The following is a 16,958-nucleotide window of genomic DNA, read 5'->3' as shown; positions in this document are numbered from 1 at the left end:
ACCTATTGACCAAAGCAATATGTCCGCATCCGCAGTAGGCCAGGGACGCAATGTCGTCGTGATCGGCACCCAATGGGGTGACGAAGGCAAAGGAAAAATCGTCGATTGGCTTACCGACCAGGCAAAGGGCGTGGTGCGGTTCCAGGGTGGCCACAACGCTGGCCACACGCTGATCATCGGTGGCAAGAAGACCATTCTCCGTCTGATCCCGTCCGGGATCATGCGTGACGGCACGGTCTGCTACATCGGCAACGGTGTGGTGCTGTCGCCCGAAGCTTTATTCCGTGAAATCGAAGAACTCGAAGGCGCCGGCCTGCAGGTGCAGAATCGCCTGCGCATTTCCGAGGCCGCCACGCTGATCCTGCCGTACCACGTTGCCATCGACAAGGCGCGCGAAGCCCGCCGTGGCGCCGCCAAGATCGGCACCACCGGCCGCGGCATCGGCCCGGCCTATGAAGACAAGGTGGCCCGCCGCGCGCTGCGCGTGCAGGACCTGTTCGATCCGCAGCAGTTCGCCGAACGCCTGCGCGAGAACCTGGACTACCACAACTTCATGCTGACCCAGTACCTGGGCGCCGAAGCCGTGGACTTCCAGCAGACCCTGGACGAAGCGCTGGCCTACGCGCCGCGCCTGGCGCCGATGGTGGCCGACGTGTCGGCCGAGCTGTACGCGGTCAATGCCGCCGGCGGCAACCTGATGTTCGAAGGCGCGCAAGGCACGCTGCTGGACGTGGACCACGGCACCTATCCGTTCGTGACCTCGAGCAACTGCGTGGCCGGTGCGGCCGCAGCGGGCGCCGGTGTCGGTCCGGGCCGCCTGAACTACATCCTGGGTATCACCAAGGCCTACTGCACGCGCGTGGGCGCGGGCCCGTTCCCGAGCGAGCTGTACGACAACGACAACCCGTCGCGCCAGGACCCGGTCGGCGTGCGCCTGGCCAACGTCGGCAAGGAATTCGGTTCGGTCACCGGCCGTCCGCGCCGCACCGGCTGGCTTGATGCCGCCGCGCTCAAGCGCTCGGTGCAGATCAACGGCGTGTCCGGCCTGTGCATGACCAAGCTGGACGTGCTCGATGGCCTGGAAACCATCAAGCTGTGCGTGGGCTACGAGCTCGATGGCAAGACCGTCGACATCCTGCCGCGCGGCTCTGACGCCGTGGCGCGTTGCGTGCCGGTCTACGAGGAATTCCCCGGCTGGAACGAGTCGACCTTCGGCGTGAAGACGTGGGACGCGCTGCCCGAGCAGGCCCGCATCTACCTAAAGCGCGTGGAAGAAGTGGTCGGCATTCCGATCGACATGATCTCGACCGGCCCGGATCGCGACGAGACCATCCTGCTGCGTCATCCGTACAAGGCCTGACCCGGCAGCAGCACGCCACAAGGCAGCGGCGCCACGAGCGCTGCGGCCCGCCAGAAATAAATCGGCCCGCGCAAGCGGGCCGAGCCATATAGGTCAACCGACCCGACGATACAAAGCGTAAAAAGATGAACCTGCCAACGAACGATGACGAGAACCTGTGGGTCTCCTGGGATGAATACCATCGCCTGATCGCACGCCTGTCGCTGAACGTGCATGAGTCGGGCTGGAAGTTCGACAAGATCCTGTGCCTGGCGCGCGGCGGGCTGCGCGTCGGCGACCAGATGTCGCGCATCTTCGACGTGCCGCTGGCCATCCTGGCCACCAGCAGCTACCGCGAGGCCGCGGGCACGCAGCAGGGCAACCTGGACATCGCGCAGTACATCACCATGACCCGCGGCGAGCTGACGGGCAGGGTGCTGCTGGTCGACGACCTGGTGGATTCGGGCATCACGCTGGAGCGCGTGGGCCGCCACCTGAAGGAGCGCTATCCGGCCGTGACCGAGGTACGTTCGGCCGTGCTGTGGTACAAGGCGTGCTCGAAGGTCGAGCCGGACTACCATGTGACCTTCCTGCCGTCGAACCCCTGGATCCACCAGCCGTTCGAAGAGTACGACACGCTGCGCCCGCACAACCTGGCCGCCTGGCTCAAGCGCGGCAAGCGTGCCAGCCAGGACGACGGCGCGCAGGCCTGATGCGCTTGCGCCGGGGCCTGCCGCTACCGGTGGGCCCCGGCGGCCGGCTTAATAGCCGACCGTGAAACGCTGGCGCGAATGCGCCGGCTTTTCGATCTCATCGAGCATCGCGATGGCATAGTCTTCCATCGAGATCCAGCTCTTGCCTGCTGCGTCGCTCAGCAGGGTTTCCTCGCCAACACGGAACTTGCCGGTGCGCTCGCCCGGCTCGAACAGTGCCGAGGGCGACAGGAAGGTCCAGTTGATCTGCTGTTCGCCACGCAGCGCGTTGAGAAAGTCGCGGCCTGCGAGGGCCTCGGGCTTGTAGGCGTCGGGGAAATTCGGGGTGTCGACCAACTGCACCCCCGGCGCGACACAGAGGCTGCCGGCACCACCCACCACCAGCAGGCGCGGCACGCCGGCCTGGCGCACGGCCGAGGTCACCTGCTGCGCGTTCAGTTGCGCGAAGCGCGCGCTGCTGATGACCACGTCGTTGCCGGCCAGCGCCGCGGCCAGTGCGGCGCTGTCGGTTGCGTCGACGTCCCTGGTGGTCACGCCGTCGCGAGCGGGCAGTTTGCTGGCGTGGCGCGCAATGGCGGTCACCTGGTGGCCGCGGCGCAGGGCTTCGTCGGTGAGGCGCGTGCCAACGCGGCCGGTGGCGCCGATGATTGCGATCTTCATGGTCACTCCTTCTTTCGGTCAGGTTTGATATGAAACCATCGTGGTTACATATAGGGGCAAAAAAATCAGCGCTTGCGGCGCTGGTTGCTGCCTTCGACATCGGCGAGCATGCTGGCGATGGTGATGCCGGCAAGGGTATCGTCCATGGCCGCCTGCGCACGGTCCGCGACCTTGCGCAGCGCACCGGTGATCTCGCGCCCGACCGGGCAGGCCGGATTGGGCGCGCTCTGGTGGAGCGTGATCAGCGCGGTGGTTTCCACTACGCGGAACACGTCGAGCAGCGTGATCGACGCGGCCGGTCGCGCCAGCGTGGCGCCGCCGGTGCTGCCCATGGTGGTCGCCACCAGCCCGGCTTCAGCCAGTTGGCCGACCAGCCGCCGGATCAGCGCCGGGTTGGTGCCCACGCTGCCGGCGATCAGCGACGACGGCACCGGCTCGGCCGAACTGGCGAGCAGGGTCAGGATGTGGACTGCCACGGCGAACCGGCTGCTTGTGCTCAACGCTTGTGCTCAGGATGTCAGGTGCAATGTGAAACCATGATAGTTACATATTGTCGGGCATGTCAAGCACGGGCAGGGTACAAAGTGGCAGGAGTACGGGGAGGGAAGGAGGTGATACGCCGATGTGGCAGCCAATGGCCGGTGGAATGCCGGAATCGCCACTGAAGCTGTTACACTCCTCGACATTGCCGTACCGTTGTGGTTCGGCTGCCGCGCCGGGTACGGTGCGCGGTTTCACGGACGGGAAAAAACCCGTACGCTCGCAGTTATGACATCGCGGCATGGCCGCCAAGCAAGGAGTGCAAGTTGCCGGATCTGATGCGCGAAACAGGCGTCAAAAACAAAAAACCCGCAGGGCTTGAAAGCGCTGCGGGTTTTCCGGTGATCTGGTGCCCAGGAGAGGACTCGAACCTCCACAGTGTTGCCACCGCTAGGACCTGAACCTAGTGCGTCTACCAATTCCGCCACCTGGGCAGGTGTCGAAACAACCGAAGCGCTCATTATAGAGAGCGCGAGAATTTTGTCAAATAGTTTCCAGAAAAAATTGAATCAGAACAACTATCCGATCCCCAGCCGGGAAGAAATCCTGGGCGTGTTGAGAACGTCGGGATCCCCCCAGTCGGCCGGCGATATTGCCAAGGCCCTCTCCGTCACGCGCAAAGAGCATGACGGTTTTCAGAAGCGCCTGGCGGCCATGGAGCGCGACGGCCAGATCGAGCTGAACCGCAAGGGCCGCTATGAACTGGCCCATCAGCCGAACTTCGTCACCGGCCGGGTGCAGGGCCACCGCGACGGCTTTGGCTTCCTGATCCGCGACGACGGCGAAGACGACATCTTCCTGCCCGAGCGCGAACTGCAGAAGGCCATGCACAACGACCGCGCGCAGGTGCGCGTGGTCGGCTACGACCGGCGCGGGCGCCCCGAAGGGCAGATCGTCGAGATCATCGAGCGCGCCAACCGTTTTGTCATCGGCCGTCTGCTCAGTGAAGGCGGCGTGCTGGTGGTGGCGCCTGAAGACAAGCGCATCAGCCAGGACATCCTGATCCCGCCCAAGGCGCAGGGCAAGGCACGGGTGGGGCAGGTGGTCAGCGTCGAGCTGATCGAATTCCCCGACCGCTACGTGCAGCCGGTGGGCCGCGTGGTGGAGGTGCTAGGGGACATCGACGATCCCGGCATGGAGATCGAGATCGCCGTGCGCAAGTACGGCGTGCCGCATGCGTTCGCGCCGGCCGCCGCCCAGGAAGCCGCCGCGCTGCCCGACGAGGTGCGCCAGGCCGACCTGGACCACCGCATCGACCTGCGCGACATCCCGCTGGTGACCATCGACGGCGAAGACGCACGCGACTTCGACGATGCGGTCTATTGCGAGCCGGTCAAGATCGGTCGCGCCAAGGGCTGGCGCCTGATCGTGGCGATCGCCGATGTGTCGCACTATGTGCGCCCCGGCACGCCGCTGGACGCGGATGCGCTGGACCGGGCCACCTCGGTCTACTTCCCGCGCCGCGTGATCCCGATGCTGCCGGAGAAGCTGTCCAATGGGCTGTGCTCGCTCAATCCGCTCGTGGACCGGCTGTGCATGGTGTGCGATGCCGTGATCACCGCCAAGGGCGAACTCAAGGGCTATCAGTTCTACCCGGCCGTGATGCATTCGGCCGCGCGCCTGACCTACAACGAGGTCTGGTCGGTGCTGTCCAACACCAAGGGACCCGAGGCGCACAAGCGCAGCGAGCTGGTGCCGCACCTGCAGAACCTGTATGAGCTGTTCCAGGTCCTGCTCAAGGCACGGCGCGCGCGCGGCGCGATCGACTTCGACACCACCGAGACCTATATCGTCTGCAACGCGCAGGGCAAGATCGAGCAGATCCTGCCGCGCACGCGCAACGACGCGCACCGGCTGATCGAAGAGTGCATGCTGACCGCCAACGTATGCGCGGCCGACTTCCTCGAACGCTTCAAGCACCCGGCGCTGTACCGCATCCACGCGGGCCCCAGCGAAGAGAAGCTGAAGAACCTGCGCGACTTCCTGCGCACCGCCGGCCTGTCGCTGGGCGGCGGCGACAAGCCGCAGGCATCGGACTACGCCGAGGTGATGGACAAGATCAAGTCCCGTCCCGACGCGCCGATGCTGCAGACCATGCTGCTGCGCTCGATGCAGCAGGCGGTCTACAGCCCGGACAATATCGGCCACTTCGGCCTGGCGTACGAGGCCTACGCGCACTTCACCAGCCCGATTCGCCGCTACCCCGACCTGCTGGTGCACCGCGCGATCAAGGCGGTGCTGGCGCATACCAAGTACCAGCCGGCGTTTGCGCACGGGACCGAGCTGAATACCGCGATCTCGCCCAAGGCGCGCCGGCTGCAGGCCAAGGACGCCGAGCAGAAGGCAGAACTGACCGCGGCGCGCGCCAAGCGCAACGAGGCCATCTGGGACGAGCTCGGCCTGCACTGCTCGGCAAATGAGCGCCGCGCGGACGAGGCTTCGCGCGATGTCGAGGCCTGGCTCAAGTGCTACTTCATGCGCGACAAGCTAGGCAGCGACTACGCCGGCACCATCAGCGCCGTGACCTCGTTCGGCATCTTCGTGCAGCTCGACGAGCTGTATGTGGAAGGCCTGGTCCACGTGACCGAGCTGGGCAGCGACTACTTCCAGTACGACGAGGCCCGCAACGAACTGCGCGGCGAGCGCACCGGCATCCGCTACCGCCTGACCGACCGCGTGCGCGTGCAGGTCTCGCGCGTGGACCTGGATGCGCGCAAGATCGACTTCCGCCTGGTGCAGGAGCCGTCGGCGAAAACCCTGCGCGCCCGCGCGGGGGGCACCGAGACCCAGCCGCGCGTGCCTGCCGCCCATGCGGTGCCGGCACGCAAGAAGGGACGCCAGCTGGCGGCGCTGCTGGGCGGCTCGTCCAAGCCGGAAGAGTCGTTCGACGAGACGCTGGACCGCGTGATCGAGGAGCAGCCGGTGTTCGAGGCGGTGATCACGCCGCTCAGGCCGCATGTGAAGACCGGCGGCAAGCCGGCCAAGCACGCGGCCAAGCCCAAGCCCTCGCACCTGGAGAAGCCGCGCAAGCCGGCCTCCAAGTCGCACCAGGCCAAGCCGGCGGGCAAGACGCCGGCCAAGAGCCCGCGCACCCCGCGCAAGCGCTGAAGCCCGCGGCGGCCGCCATGCCGCCGCCTCTCGCCCCCCCGGCCGGCTGCCGGGGGCGAGAGGGCGAGTACAATCGCGCCATGGCTAAAAACAAACTCCTGATCGGCTTTCACGCCGTCACCGCACGCCTGCGCCAAGATGCCAAGGGCGTGACCGATGTCTATATCGAATCCGCCCGCCGCGACCGGCGCATGCAGGACTTCGTGCGCCTGGCCGAAAGCCTGGGCGTGCGCCTGCACCCGGTCGATGCCGAGCGCCTGCGCGGCATGGCCGGCACCGACCGCCACCAGGGCGTGGTGGCACGTGCCGAAGACGTGGCACTGGCGCTGAACCTGGATGAACTGCTCGACGGCATCGAAGGCACGCCGCTGCTGCTGGTGCTGGACGGCGTCACCGACCCCCACAACCTGGGCGCCTGCCTGCGCGTGGCCGACGGCGCCGGCGCGCATGCCGTGATCGCCCCCAAGGACCGCAGCGTCGGCCTCAATGCCACCGTGGCCAAGGTCGCCAGCGGCGCCGCCGAGACCGTGCCCTATATCACCGTCACCAACCTGGCCCGCACCCTGCGTGAACTGCAGGAACGCGGCATCTGGGTCATCGGCACCGCCGACGGCACCGAAAAGTCGCTGTATGACATCGACTTCAAGGGCCCGACCGCGATCGTGATGGGCGCCGAAGGCGAGGGCATGCGTCGCCTCACGCGCGAAACCTGCGACGAGCTGGTCGGCATCCCGATGGCGGGTGGCGTGGAAAGCCTGAATGTCTCGGTCGCCAGCGGCGTATGCCTGTACGAAGCCGTGCGCCAGCGGCGCCTGCCGCGATAAGTCCATGGCCGCTGATTCCGGTCTCCTTGAAATGCCGGGGCTTGAGGAAGCACGCCGGCTGATCGCGGCCGCCGGCAATATCTTCGTGCTGACCGGCGCCGGCATTTCCGCCGAATCCGGCGTGCCGACCTTCCGCGACGCGATGACCGGGCTGTGGGAACAGTTCGACCCGGAAGAGCTGGCCAGCGAGGACGCCTACCGCCGCCAGCCCGCTCTGGTCTGGGAGTGGTACGTGCACCGGCGCGAGCTGGTCGCAGCCGTGCATCCCAACCCGGCGCACCATGCGCTGGTCGCGCTGGCTGCGCAGAAACCTTTCACGCTGGTCACGCAGAACGTTGACGGCCTGCACCAGCGCGCCGGCAGCGCGGGCGTGATCGAACTGCACGGGAACCTGTTCGCCAACAAATGGCTGGACGGGTGCGGACGCTGCAACGAGGCGACCGCGCTGCCGGGCATGCCGCCGCGCTGTAACCTGTGCGGCGCGCTGATGCGTCCGGGCGTGGTGTGGTTCGGCGAGGACCTGCCGCGCGTGGCGCGCTACCGCGCCGAGCATGCGGCGCAACACTGCGACCTGTGCCTGGTGGTCGGCACCTCGGGGCTGGTCTATCCGGCGGCGGGGTTGCCGGGCCTGGCGCGCGAGCATGGCGCGCCGGTGATCGTGGTCAATCTGCAGCCATCGGCGCTGGACCAGACCGCGGATATCGTGCTGTCCGCCGCGGCGGGTGCGTGCCTGCCGCTGCTGTGGCCGCAGCTGGCGCCATCGGCCGGCTGAGCCTCGGGCCCGGGCGTTGCCGCCCGGGCCTGTCTTGCGCTGAACTGGCGCTTATTTTGCAATCCCGCCGATCAGCTTCTCCAGCTTGACAGCATCCGCCGCAAACAGGCGGATGCCTTCGGCCAGCTTTTCCGTCGCCATCGCATCCTCATTCAACTGCCAGCGGAAGGACGCCTCGTCGGCCGCGATGCGGGCGATATTGGCGGCCTGGGCCTGGTCCACCGACAGCTTGTGCGTCACCGGACCCTGGCCGGCGGCCAGCTGCTCGAGCAGCTCGGGGCTGATGGTCAGCAGGTCGCAGCCGGCCAGCGACAGGATCTGCGCGGTGCTGCGGAAGCTGGCGCCCATCACCTCGGTCGGGTAGCCGAACTTCTTGTAGTAGTCGTAGATCTGGCGCACCGAGCGCACGCCGGGGTCGTTGTCGCCGCCGTTGGCGGCCGCGTCCCATTGCTCGCCGGCCTGCTTCTTGTACCAGTCGAAGATGCGGCCGACGAAGGGCGAGATCAGCTGCGCGCCGGCCTCGGCGCACGCCACCGCCTGCACCAGCGAGAACAGCAGCGTCATGTTGCAGCGGATGCCGTCGCGCTGCAGGATCTCGGCCGCGCGGATGCCTTCCCAGGTGGAGGCGATCTTGATCAGCACGCGCTCGCGCGCGATGCCGCGCTGCTCGTACAGCTGGATCAGGTGGCGCGCCTTGGCCACGCTGGCCTCGGTGTCGAAGGACAGGCGCGCATCGACTTCGGTCGACACGCGGCCCGGCACGATCGCCAGGATCTCGCAGCCGAAGGCGATCAGCACGGCGTCCATCACCGCATCGACGCCGCCGTTGCCGTGGTGGTCACGCACGGCCTGCTCCAGCAGGTGGCGGTATTCGGGTTTCTGCACCGCCTTCAGGATCAGCGACGGATTGGTGGTCGCGTCCTGCGGGGTGTACTGCTTCATCAGCTGGAAGTCGCCGGTATCGGCCACCACCGTGGTGAACTGCCTGAGTTGTTCGAGCTGGTTCATGGTCGCTAGTTGGTCTGCTTGAGCGTCTGCAAAATCATTCGCGGGCATCAGGGGGGGCGCAGGTCGCACACGGGTCGCGCACCCGCCACCCCGGCCTGATCCATTGTACCGTCGCCCGCGTGACCTGCCGCCGCAATCCGCTACACTACGCGTTTCCCCCAACGCAATCTGGCTGTTGTCATGACTCAGGATGAACTCAAGGCGCTGGTCGCGCAAGCTGCCGCCGACTACGTGAAGCAGGAAGTGCCCGAAGGAGCAGTGCTCGGCGTGGGCACTGGCTCCACCGCCAATCTCTTCATTGACGCCGTGGCGGCATTCAAGGAGCGCTTCGCCGGTGCGGTGTCGAGCTCCGAGGCGTCCACGCGCCGCCTGCAGCAGCACGGCTTCAAGGTGCTGGACCTGAACGAGGTCGACGAGATCCCGGTGTATGTCGACGGCGCCGACGAGATCGACGCCAGCGGCGCCATGATCAAGGGCGGCGGCGGGGCGCTCACGCGCGAGAAGATCGTGGCCTCGGTCGCGAAGCGCTTTGTTTGCATCGCCGACGGCAGCAAGCTGGTCCAGACCATGGGCACCTTCCCGCTGCCGGTCGAGGTGATCCCGATGGCACGTGCCGCGGTGGCGCGCAAGCTGCAGGCCCTGGGTGGCCAGCCGCGCCTGCGCATGACCAAGGAAGGCGGCATCTACAAGACCGACAACGGCAATGTGATCCTGGACGTGGTCGGCCTGAAGATCGAAGACCCGCGCGGCCTGGAGCAGGCCGTCAACCAGGTGCCGGGCGTGGTCACGGTGGGCCTGTTCGCGCTGCGCGGCGCGGATGTGCTGCTGCTGGGCACCGGCGACGGCGTGCAGCGCACGGACTACTGAGCAAAGTCGTCCGCTACCAAGCAAAAGGGGTGCCTGAGGCACCCCTTTTGTCATTGGCCGGTCCGGTTCAGGACTGCGGCGGCACGTAGCCCTGGGCCTGGTCGGCGCCTTCGCCGAAGAAGTACTTCTCGGTCTGCTTGAGCAGGTACTGGCGCGCGCGCGCATCGGCCATGTTCAGGCGGTTTTCGTTGATCAGCATGGTCTGGTGCTTGAGCCAGCCAGCCCAGGCTTCCTTCGACACGCTTTGCCAGATCTTCTTGCCCAGTTCGCCGGGCAGCGGCGGGAAGTCGAGGCCTTCGGCTTCCTTGTTCAGCTTGATGCATTGGACCATGCGGGCCATGGGGACTCCTTGGTTTGTTTGTCAGGTGCTGAGGCGCTGGCGCTATTGTAGCCAAGCGGGGTCGCCAGCCGCGGCGCGGCGGCAATTGCCCCTACGGCGTCACAGTTTTTTCATCAGCACCATGGACTTGCGCTGCCAGTTGTAGAGCTTGCGCTTGTCCTCGGGCAGGTCGTCGACGTTGGCGTGGACGAAACCGCGCTTCAGGAACCAGTGTTCGGTGCGGGTGGTGAGCACGAACAGCTTCTCCAGGCCGAGCGCGCGGGCGCGGCGCTCGATGCGCTTGAGCAGGCGCTCGCCGTCGCCGGTGCCCTGGGCTTCCTGCGACACCGTCAGGCAGGCCATCTCGCCCATGTTCTCGCGCGGGTAGTCGTAGAGCGCCGCGCAGCCGAACAGCACGCCGTCGTGCTCGATCACCGAGAAGTTGGAGATATCGCGCTCGATCAGGTGGCGTCCGCGCGGCACCAGCGTGCCATCCTGCTCCAGCGGGGCGATCAGCTGGACGATGCCGCCGACGTCATCGAGCGTGGCTTCGCGCAGGCTTTCCAGGTCGGTGTCGGACAGCATGGTGCCGACGCCGTCGTGCAGGAACAGTTCCAGCAGCACCGCGCCGTCGAGCGAATAGGGGATCAGGTGTGCACGCGGCACGCCGCCCTTGAGCGCCTTGACCAGGTGCTGCAGGTAGTTGGCCACGTCCGGCGGCAGGTGCTTGTTCTGCAGGCGCTCGACCGCGGTGCGCAGCGACATTTCCTGCATCATCTTGCCGACCGGGTCGGGCACGCCCGGCACTTCGGTGATGAAGATCAGCTTGTCGGCCTTGAGCGCGGTGGCGGTGGCGCTGGCCACGTCTTCCATCGACAGGTTGAAGGCCTGGCCGGTGGGCGAGAAGCCCAGCGGCGACAGCAGCACCACCTTGCCGTGCGACAGCGACATGCGCACGGACTCGGCGTCGATCTTGCGCACCAGGCCGGTGTGCTGGTAGTCGGTGCCGTTGACGATGCCGACCGGGCGGGCAGTCACAAAGTTGCCGGAGATCACCGACAGCTGGGCGCCGGCCATCGGCGTATTGGGCAGGCCCTGGCTGAAGGCGGCCTCGATGTCCAGGCGCAGCTCGCCGGCGGCCTCCTTGGCACATTCGAGCGCGGCGTTGTCGGTGACGCGCACGCCATCGACGAACTGTGACTCGACATGGCGCAGCGCCAGCTGTTCTTCCACCTGCGGGCGCGAGCCGTGCACCAGCACGATCTGCATGCCCATGGCGTGCAGCAGCGCGACATCGTTGACCAGCGCATTGAGCACGCCCGACTTGACCAGTTCGCCGGCGAAGGCGATCACAAAGGTCTTGCCGCGGAAGGCATGGATATACGGCGCCACCATGCGCAGCCAGTCGACGAACTGCTGGTGGTCGGGGCCACTGCGCTCGGGGTCGGCCGCCGTGGGCGCCGGGACGGCGGGCACGGGGGAGGTAGGGGCAGGCGCGGGGAATTCAGCCGCAGGCGGCTCCGCCGGCACGGGGGCGGCGGGTGAGGAGGCAGGCGCCGTCTGCGGCGCGTCGGTTCTGGCGTTCATCCCGCGGATTATAATCCCGGCCAATGTCAGAACAACGCCCCGTCAAGCCTAAACCACCCGCCGCGCCGAGCCAGCGCGCCGGTGCCGGTCAGTCCGCCTCCCCAACCCAGTCCCGGCCGGCCCCAGGCCCGGTCAGGAAGTCGGACGTCCGTCCGCAGCCAGCCGCTGCCCGGCCGGCCGGTGAGGCCGGGCAGCGCCCGCCACGCGGTCCCCGCGAGCCGCGGCCGCCGCGTGCGCCAAGGCCGGTCAACCCGCTGCCGCCCATCACCTTCCCGGAGGCCCTGCCGGTCTCCGGCCGTCGCGACGAGATCGCCGCGGCGCTGCTGGCCAACCAGGTGGTGATCGTCTCGGGCGAGACCGGCTCGGGCAAGACCACCCAGCTGCCCAAGATCTGCCTGTCGATCGGGCGCGGCCCGGGGCGCGAGGGTGGGGGGCTGATCGGCCACACCCAGCCGCGGCGCATCGCCGCGACCTCGACCGCCAAGCGCATCGCGCAGGAAATCGGCACGCCGCTGGGCGAGCACGTGGGCTACCAGGTGCGTTTCAATGACACCATGTCGTCGGGGGCGTCGGTCAAGCTGATGACCGACGGCATCCTGCTGGCCGAGACCCAGAACGATCCGCTGCTGCGCGCCTATGACACGCTGATCATCGATGAGGCGCACGAGCGCAGCCTGAACATCGACTTCCTGATCGGCTACCTGCGCCAGATCCTGCCAAAGCGCCCGGACCTGAAGGTGATCATCACCTCGGCCACCATCGATGCCCAGCGCTTTGCCCAGCATTTCGCCGCGGGCGACAAGCCGGCGCCGGTGATCGAGGTCAGCGGCCGCTTGTACCCGGTGGAAGTGCGCTACCGTCCGATCACCGAGGACGTGCCCGCGGGCGCGCCGCGCAGCCCGCAGGCACGCGAGCGCGACCTGTACGATGGCATTGTCGAGGCCGTCGACGAGCTGTGCCGCGTCGGCCCCGGCGATGTGCTGGTCTTCCTGCCCGGCGAGCGCGAGATCCGCGAAGCCGCCGAGGCGCTGCGCAAGCACCACCCGCCGCATACCGAGATCCTGCCGCTGTTTGCGCGGCTGTCGGTGCAGGAGCAGGAGCGGGTGTTCAAGCCGTCCAACGCACGGCGCATCGTGCTGGCGACCAACGTCGCCGAAACCTCGCTGACGGTGCCGGGCATCCGCTACGTGGTCGATACCGGGCTGGCGCGGGTCAAGCGCTACTCGTACCGCAACAAGGTCGAGCAACTGCAGGTCGAGTCGATCTCGCAGGCCGCTGCCAACCAGCGCGCCGGCCGTTGCGGTCGGGTTGCCAACGGCGTGTGCATCCGGCTGTATGAGGAGTCCGATTTCACCGGCCGTCCGCGCTTTACCGACCCCGAGATCCTGCGCTCGTCGCTGGCCGCGGTGATCCTGCGCATGAAGGCGCTGCGGCTGACCGAGATCGAGTCGTTCCCGTTTATCGAGCCGCCGCTGGGCCGCGCCGTCGCGGACGGCTACCAGCTGCTGCAGGAACTGGGCGCGGTCGACGACGCCAACCAGCTTACCGGCACCGGGCGCCAGCTGGCCAAGCTGCCGCTGGACCCGCGCGTGGCGCGCATGATCCTGGCCGCGCGCGAGCACCAGTGCCTGCGCGAGGTGCTGGTCATCGCCAGCGCGCTGTCGGTGCAGGACCCGCGCGACCGCCCGCAGGAGGCGCAGGAAGCCGCCGATCAGGCGCATCGCAAGTTCATGGACGAGAAGTCCGAGTTCCTGGGCTGGGTCAGGCTGTGGAAGTGGTTCGAGGATGCGGTCGCGCACAAGAAGTCCAACCGCCAGCTGCAGGACCAGTGCCGCGCCCACTTCCTGTCGCACCTGCGGCTGCGCGAGTGGCGCGACGTGCATTCGCAGCTGCTGACCACGGTGACCGAGCAGGGCTGGCGCTTGAATGACAGCGAGCCCACCTATGAGCAGGTGCACAAGGCGCTGCTGACCGGCCTGCTGGGCAATGTCGGCTGCCGCATCGAGGATGGCGACGGCAAGGGCCGCGAATACCTGGGCGCGCGCGGCATCAAGTTCCACCTGTGGCCGGGCTCGCTGATCGCGCGCAAGGTCGGGCGCTGGATTGTCGCGGCCGAGCTGGTCGAGACCAGCCGGCTGTTCGCGCGCACGCTGGCGCGCATCGAGCCGGAATGGCTGGAACAGGTGGGCCGCCACCTGCTCAAGGTCAGCTGGAGCGATCCGCACTGGGAAAAGAAGGCGGGCCAGGTACTGGCGCTGGAGCGCGCCACGCTGTACGGGCTGGTGGTCTACCAGCACCGCCGCGTGCATTACGGCCCGATGAACCCGCAGGAAGCGCGCGAGATCTTTATCCGCCGCGCGCTGGTCGAGGGCGAGTTCGATACGCGCCTGCCGTTCTATGCGCACAACCAGCGCCTGGTGCGCGAGATCGAGAACCTGGAGCACAAGTCGCGCCGCCAGGACGTGCTGGTCGACGACGAACTGATCTACGCCTTCTACGATCGCGCGATTCCCGCCGACATCTGCCAGCAGGCCACCTTCGAGCAGTGGTACCAGGCCGAGAGCGTCAGGGACCGCAAGCTGCTGTACCTGAACCGCGACGAGCTGATGCGGCACGAGGCGGCCGGCATCACCACCGACCTGTTCCCCAAGACCATGAACGTGGCCGGGGTGGGCATGGGGCTGACCTACCACTTCGAGCCAGGCAGCCACCGCGACGGCGTGACCCTGACCGTGCCGCTGTACGCACTCAACCAGGTGCGCCAGGAGCGCGCCGACTGGCTGGTGCCGGGCATGATCAGGGAGAAGGTGCACCTGCTGCTCAAGTCGCTGCCGCAGAAGCTGCGCCGCCACTGTGTACCGCTGCCGGAGTATGCCGCGGGCTTTGTCGCGCGCCAGCCGCTTGGCGAGGGCGAGCTGCTGGATGTGCTGATTGCCGATATCCGCGAGCAGACCGGCACCATGGTCAAGCGGGCCGACTTCAAGCTGGAAACGCTGCCCGCGCACCATACGATGAACTTCAAGGTGGTCGACGAGCACGGCCGCCAGCTTGAGATGGGCCGCAACCTGGCCCAGTTGCGCGCCGAGCTGGGCGGGCAGGCGCAGCAGTCGTTCCAGCGGGTGGCCGCGCAAGCCGCGGCACAGGCGGCAACCCTGGCCCCGGAGCAGGCGGCGCCGCTGGCCGCGGCCGAGCCCGGCAAGTACGAGGGCCTGACCGGGTGGACCTTCGGTGAGCTGCCCGAGCTGCTGGAGATCCGCAAGGGCAGCCAGACCCTGTTCGGCTACCCCGCGCTGGTCGACCGCGGCACGCACTGCGACGTGGAAGTCTTCGACGACCCGCAGGAAGCCGCCCGCGTCCACCACCTGGGGCTGGGCCGGCTGTTTGCGCTGCAGCTGCGCGAGCAGGTCAAGTTCATCGAGAAGAACATCCCGGGCCTGCAGCAGATGGCGATGCAGTACATGACGCTGGGCACGCAGGAGATGCTGCGCGAGCAGATCGTGATGCTGGCGCTGGAGCGTGCCTGCATGCAGGCGCCGCTGCCGCGCAACGAGGCCGAGTTCAATGCGCGCAAGGACGAGGGCCGCACCCGGCTGTCGCTGCTGGCGCAGGAGATCGCGCGGCTGGTGGGGACCATCCTGGCCGAGTACGCCGGGCTGCCGCGCAAGCTGCTGCAGGCCAAGCCGTTCGCCGGGCCCCATGCGGACATGGAAGCGCAGCTCGGGCGGCTGATGGGCAAGCGCTTTGTCGACGAGACCCCGTACACGCAGCTGGTCCATTTCCCGCGCTACCTGAAGGGCATCGCCATGCGGGTGGACAAGCTCAAGGGCGACCCGGCGCGCGACACGCAGCGCACGCAGGAGATGGCGCCGCTGGTGCAGCAGTGGCAGCGGGCCGAAAAGCAGCTGCGCACCCAGGGCCGCGGCGGCGAGGACGCGCGGCTGGAGGAATTCCGCTGGATGCTGGAGGAACTGCGCATCGCGCTGTTCGCCCAGGAGCTGCGTACACCGGTGCCGATGTCGGTCAAGCGGCTGCAGAAAGTGTGGGAATCGATGCAGCGCTGAGCGCCGGCGCGGGGCGGAATGCCGCGGCGAACCGCAAATGGTCGCTCCGGCGCAACAATCTGCCAAAATCTTGATGGGCATCAGTCGGGCTGTCAGCGGATTCTCATGCTCAACCGTTAGAATCGCCGGTTCAGTCTTCTTCTGGCGGGTTTTATGTTTGCGCTGCAGTTCGCATTGCGTCGTGTTGTAGCTGGTGGTTTCACGGTGGGCGCCCTGGCGCTGGGCCTGCTGGCCGCACCGGCATCGGCGGAAGTGGTGGTGATTCTGAATTCGGGTGATGCAACCGTCACGCTGATCGACAAGGATACCCAGAAGGTGCTGGAGACCTTCCCGATCGGCAAGGAACCGCACCACCTGATCGCCACGCCAGACGACAAGTCGCTGATCATTGCCAACGCGGTCGGCAATGACCTGGTGTTCCTGGACCCGGTCTCGGGCAAGGTCCAGCAGCGCGTGCCCAATGTCGACGACCCGTACCAGATCGGCTTCTCGCCGGATCAGAAGTGGTTTGTCGCCACCGGCAACCGGCTCGACCGTGTCGACCTATACCGCTGGGACGGCAAGGCGCTGAAGCTGGCCAAGCAGTTCCCGCTGGCCAAGACCCCGAGCCATATCGCCTTTACCGCCGACAGCCGCATCGCCTTCATCACGCTGCAGGACTCCAATGAGGTGGTAGCCATCGACCTGGTCACGCAGAACGTGATGTGGCGCATGGAAACCGGCTCGGCGCCGGCGGGCATCTGGGTCACGCCCGACCAGAAATACCTGCTGGTCGGCATGACCGGGGCCGACTACGTGGCCGTGATCGACTGGCGCACGCGCTCGGTGGTCAAGCAGATCCAGACCGGCAAGGGCGCGCACAACTTCCGCGCGGTCGGCGACAAGCGCCATCTGTTCCTCAGCAACCGGGTCACCGGCAGCATCAGCATCATCGACCAGCAGACGCTGACCAAGGTCGGCGATATCACCGGCCTGCCGCCGGGCCCGGACGACATGGAGCTGACCGCCGACGGCAAGACGCTGTGGGTAACCTTCCGCTGGGCGCGCTCGGTCGGCCTGGTCGACGTGGCCAGCCGCAAGCTGGTCAAGACCGTGCGCGTCGGGCGCTCGCCGCACGGCATCTATTTCCGCACGCGCGCGCCGCTGTATTGACTAGGCAG

At 67.3% G+C, this 16,958-nt stretch carries 13 protein-coding genes and 1 tRNA gene; 8 read left to right on the top strand and 6 right to left on the bottom strand.

Going from position 1 to position 16,958, the window contains the following annotated elements:
* Positions 1–19: 19 nt before the first annotated feature.
* Both CNE_RS11015 and CNE_RS11010 read left to right on the top strand, forming a co-directional pair.
* On the top strand, positions 20–1,360 hold the full coding sequence (locus tag CNE_RS11015) for an adenylosuccinate synthase (RefSeq protein WP_013957210.1): 1,341 nt from the start codon (positions 20–22) through the stop codon (positions 1,358–1,360).
* A 125-nt stretch (positions 1,361–1,485) separates the two neighbouring features.
* Positions 1,486–2,052, top strand: coding sequence for a phosphoribosyltransferase (locus CNE_RS11010; protein ID WP_010809437.1), 567 nt, complete (start codon positions 1,486–1,488; stop codon positions 2,050–2,052).
* Positions 2,053–2,100: 48 nt separating this feature from the next.
* Here the strand turns inward: CNE_RS11010 and CNE_RS11005 are convergent, their stop codons facing one another.
* From CNE_RS11005 to CNE_RS10995, 3 genes are all read right to left on the bottom strand, one after another.
* Positions 2,101–2,712: an NAD(P)-dependent oxidoreductase gene (locus tag CNE_RS11005; RefSeq protein WP_013957209.1), complete on the bottom strand. Its 612-nt coding sequence runs from the start codon at positions 2,710–2,712 to the stop codon at positions 2,101–2,103.
* 65 nt (positions 2,713–2,777) lie between these two features.
* Positions 2,778–3,212, bottom strand: a complete 435-nt coding sequence (locus tag CNE_RS11000) for an Rrf2 family transcriptional regulator (protein WP_013957208.1) — start codon at positions 3,210–3,212, stop codon at positions 2,778–2,780.
* Between the two features lie 387 nt (positions 3,213–3,599).
* A tRNA-Leu gene (locus CNE_RS10995) sits at positions 3,600–3,686 on the bottom strand.
* Positions 3,687–3,756: 70 nt separating this feature from the next.
* On the opposite strand from CNE_RS10995, the gene rnr reads away from it, so the two are divergent.
* The 3 genes from rnr to CNE_RS10980 all read left to right on the top strand — a co-directional run bounded on the left by rnr (position 3,757) and on the right by CNE_RS10980 (position 7,956).
* On the top strand, positions 3,757–6,360 hold the full coding sequence (gene rnr, locus CNE_RS10990; protein WP_041227994.1) for a ribonuclease R: 2,604 nt from the start codon (positions 3,757–3,759) through the stop codon (positions 6,358–6,360).
* An 80-nt stretch (positions 6,361–6,440) separates the two neighbouring features.
* Positions 6,441–7,184: a 23S rRNA (guanosine(2251)-2'-O)-methyltransferase RlmB gene (gene rlmB / locus CNE_RS10985; RefSeq protein WP_010809441.1), complete on the top strand. Its 744-nt coding sequence runs from the start codon at positions 6,441–6,443 to the stop codon at positions 7,182–7,184.
* A gap of 4 nt (positions 7,185–7,188) precedes the next feature.
* Positions 7,189–7,956 (top strand): SIR2 family NAD-dependent protein deacylase, encoded by a 768-nt coding sequence (locus CNE_RS10980; protein ID WP_049800565.1) that lies wholly within the window; start codon positions 7,189–7,191, stop codon positions 7,954–7,956.
* 51 nt (positions 7,957–8,007) lie between these two features.
* Here CNE_RS10980 and tal read toward each other — a convergent pair whose 3' ends face one another.
* Positions 8,008–8,964 (bottom strand): transaldolase, encoded by a 957-nt coding sequence (gene tal / locus CNE_RS10975; protein WP_013957205.1) that lies wholly within the window; start codon positions 8,962–8,964, stop codon positions 8,008–8,010.
* 180 nt (positions 8,965–9,144) lie between these two features.
* Here tal and rpiA point away from each other — a divergent pair, with 180 nt between their 5' ends.
* Positions 9,145–9,831 (top strand): ribose-5-phosphate isomerase RpiA, encoded by a 687-nt coding sequence (gene rpiA / locus CNE_RS10970; protein ID WP_013957204.1) that lies wholly within the window; start codon positions 9,145–9,147, stop codon positions 9,829–9,831.
* A 67-nt stretch (positions 9,832–9,898) separates the two neighbouring features.
* Here rpiA and CNE_RS10965 read toward each other — a convergent pair whose 3' ends face one another.
* The gene (locus CNE_RS10965; protein ID WP_010809445.1) at positions 9,899–10,171 is read right to left on the bottom strand and encodes an oxidative damage protection protein; all 273 of its coding nucleotides are present in this window, start codon (positions 10,169–10,171) and stop codon (positions 9,899–9,901) included.
* 99 nt (positions 10,172–10,270) lie between these two features.
* Positions 10,271–11,737 (bottom strand): amino-acid N-acetyltransferase, encoded by a 1,467-nt coding sequence (gene argA, locus CNE_RS10960; RefSeq protein WP_013957203.1) that lies wholly within the window; start codon positions 11,735–11,737, stop codon positions 10,271–10,273.
* Between the two features lie 23 nt (positions 11,738–11,760).
* Here argA and hrpA point away from each other — a divergent pair, with 23 nt between their 5' ends.
* Both hrpA and CNE_RS10950 read left to right on the top strand, forming a co-directional pair.
* Positions 11,761–15,798 (top strand): ATP-dependent RNA helicase HrpA, encoded by a 4,038-nt coding sequence (gene hrpA, locus CNE_RS10955; protein WP_013957202.1) that lies wholly within the window; start codon positions 11,761–11,763, stop codon positions 15,796–15,798.
* Positions 15,799–15,951: 153 nt separating this feature from the next.
* Positions 15,952–16,950, top strand: a complete 999-nt coding sequence (locus CNE_RS10950; protein WP_013957201.1) for a YVTN family beta-propeller repeat protein — start codon at positions 15,952–15,954, stop codon at positions 16,948–16,950.
* Positions 16,951–16,958: the final 8 nt, after the last annotated feature.

The organism is Cupriavidus necator N-1 (assembly GCF_000219215.1).
Classification (GTDB): domain Bacteria; phylum Pseudomonadota; class Gammaproteobacteria; order Burkholderiales; family Burkholderiaceae; genus Cupriavidus; species Cupriavidus necator.
The sequence above is the reverse complement of the archived record's forward strand: the minus strand, read 5'-3'. Positions and strand labels throughout refer to the sequence as shown.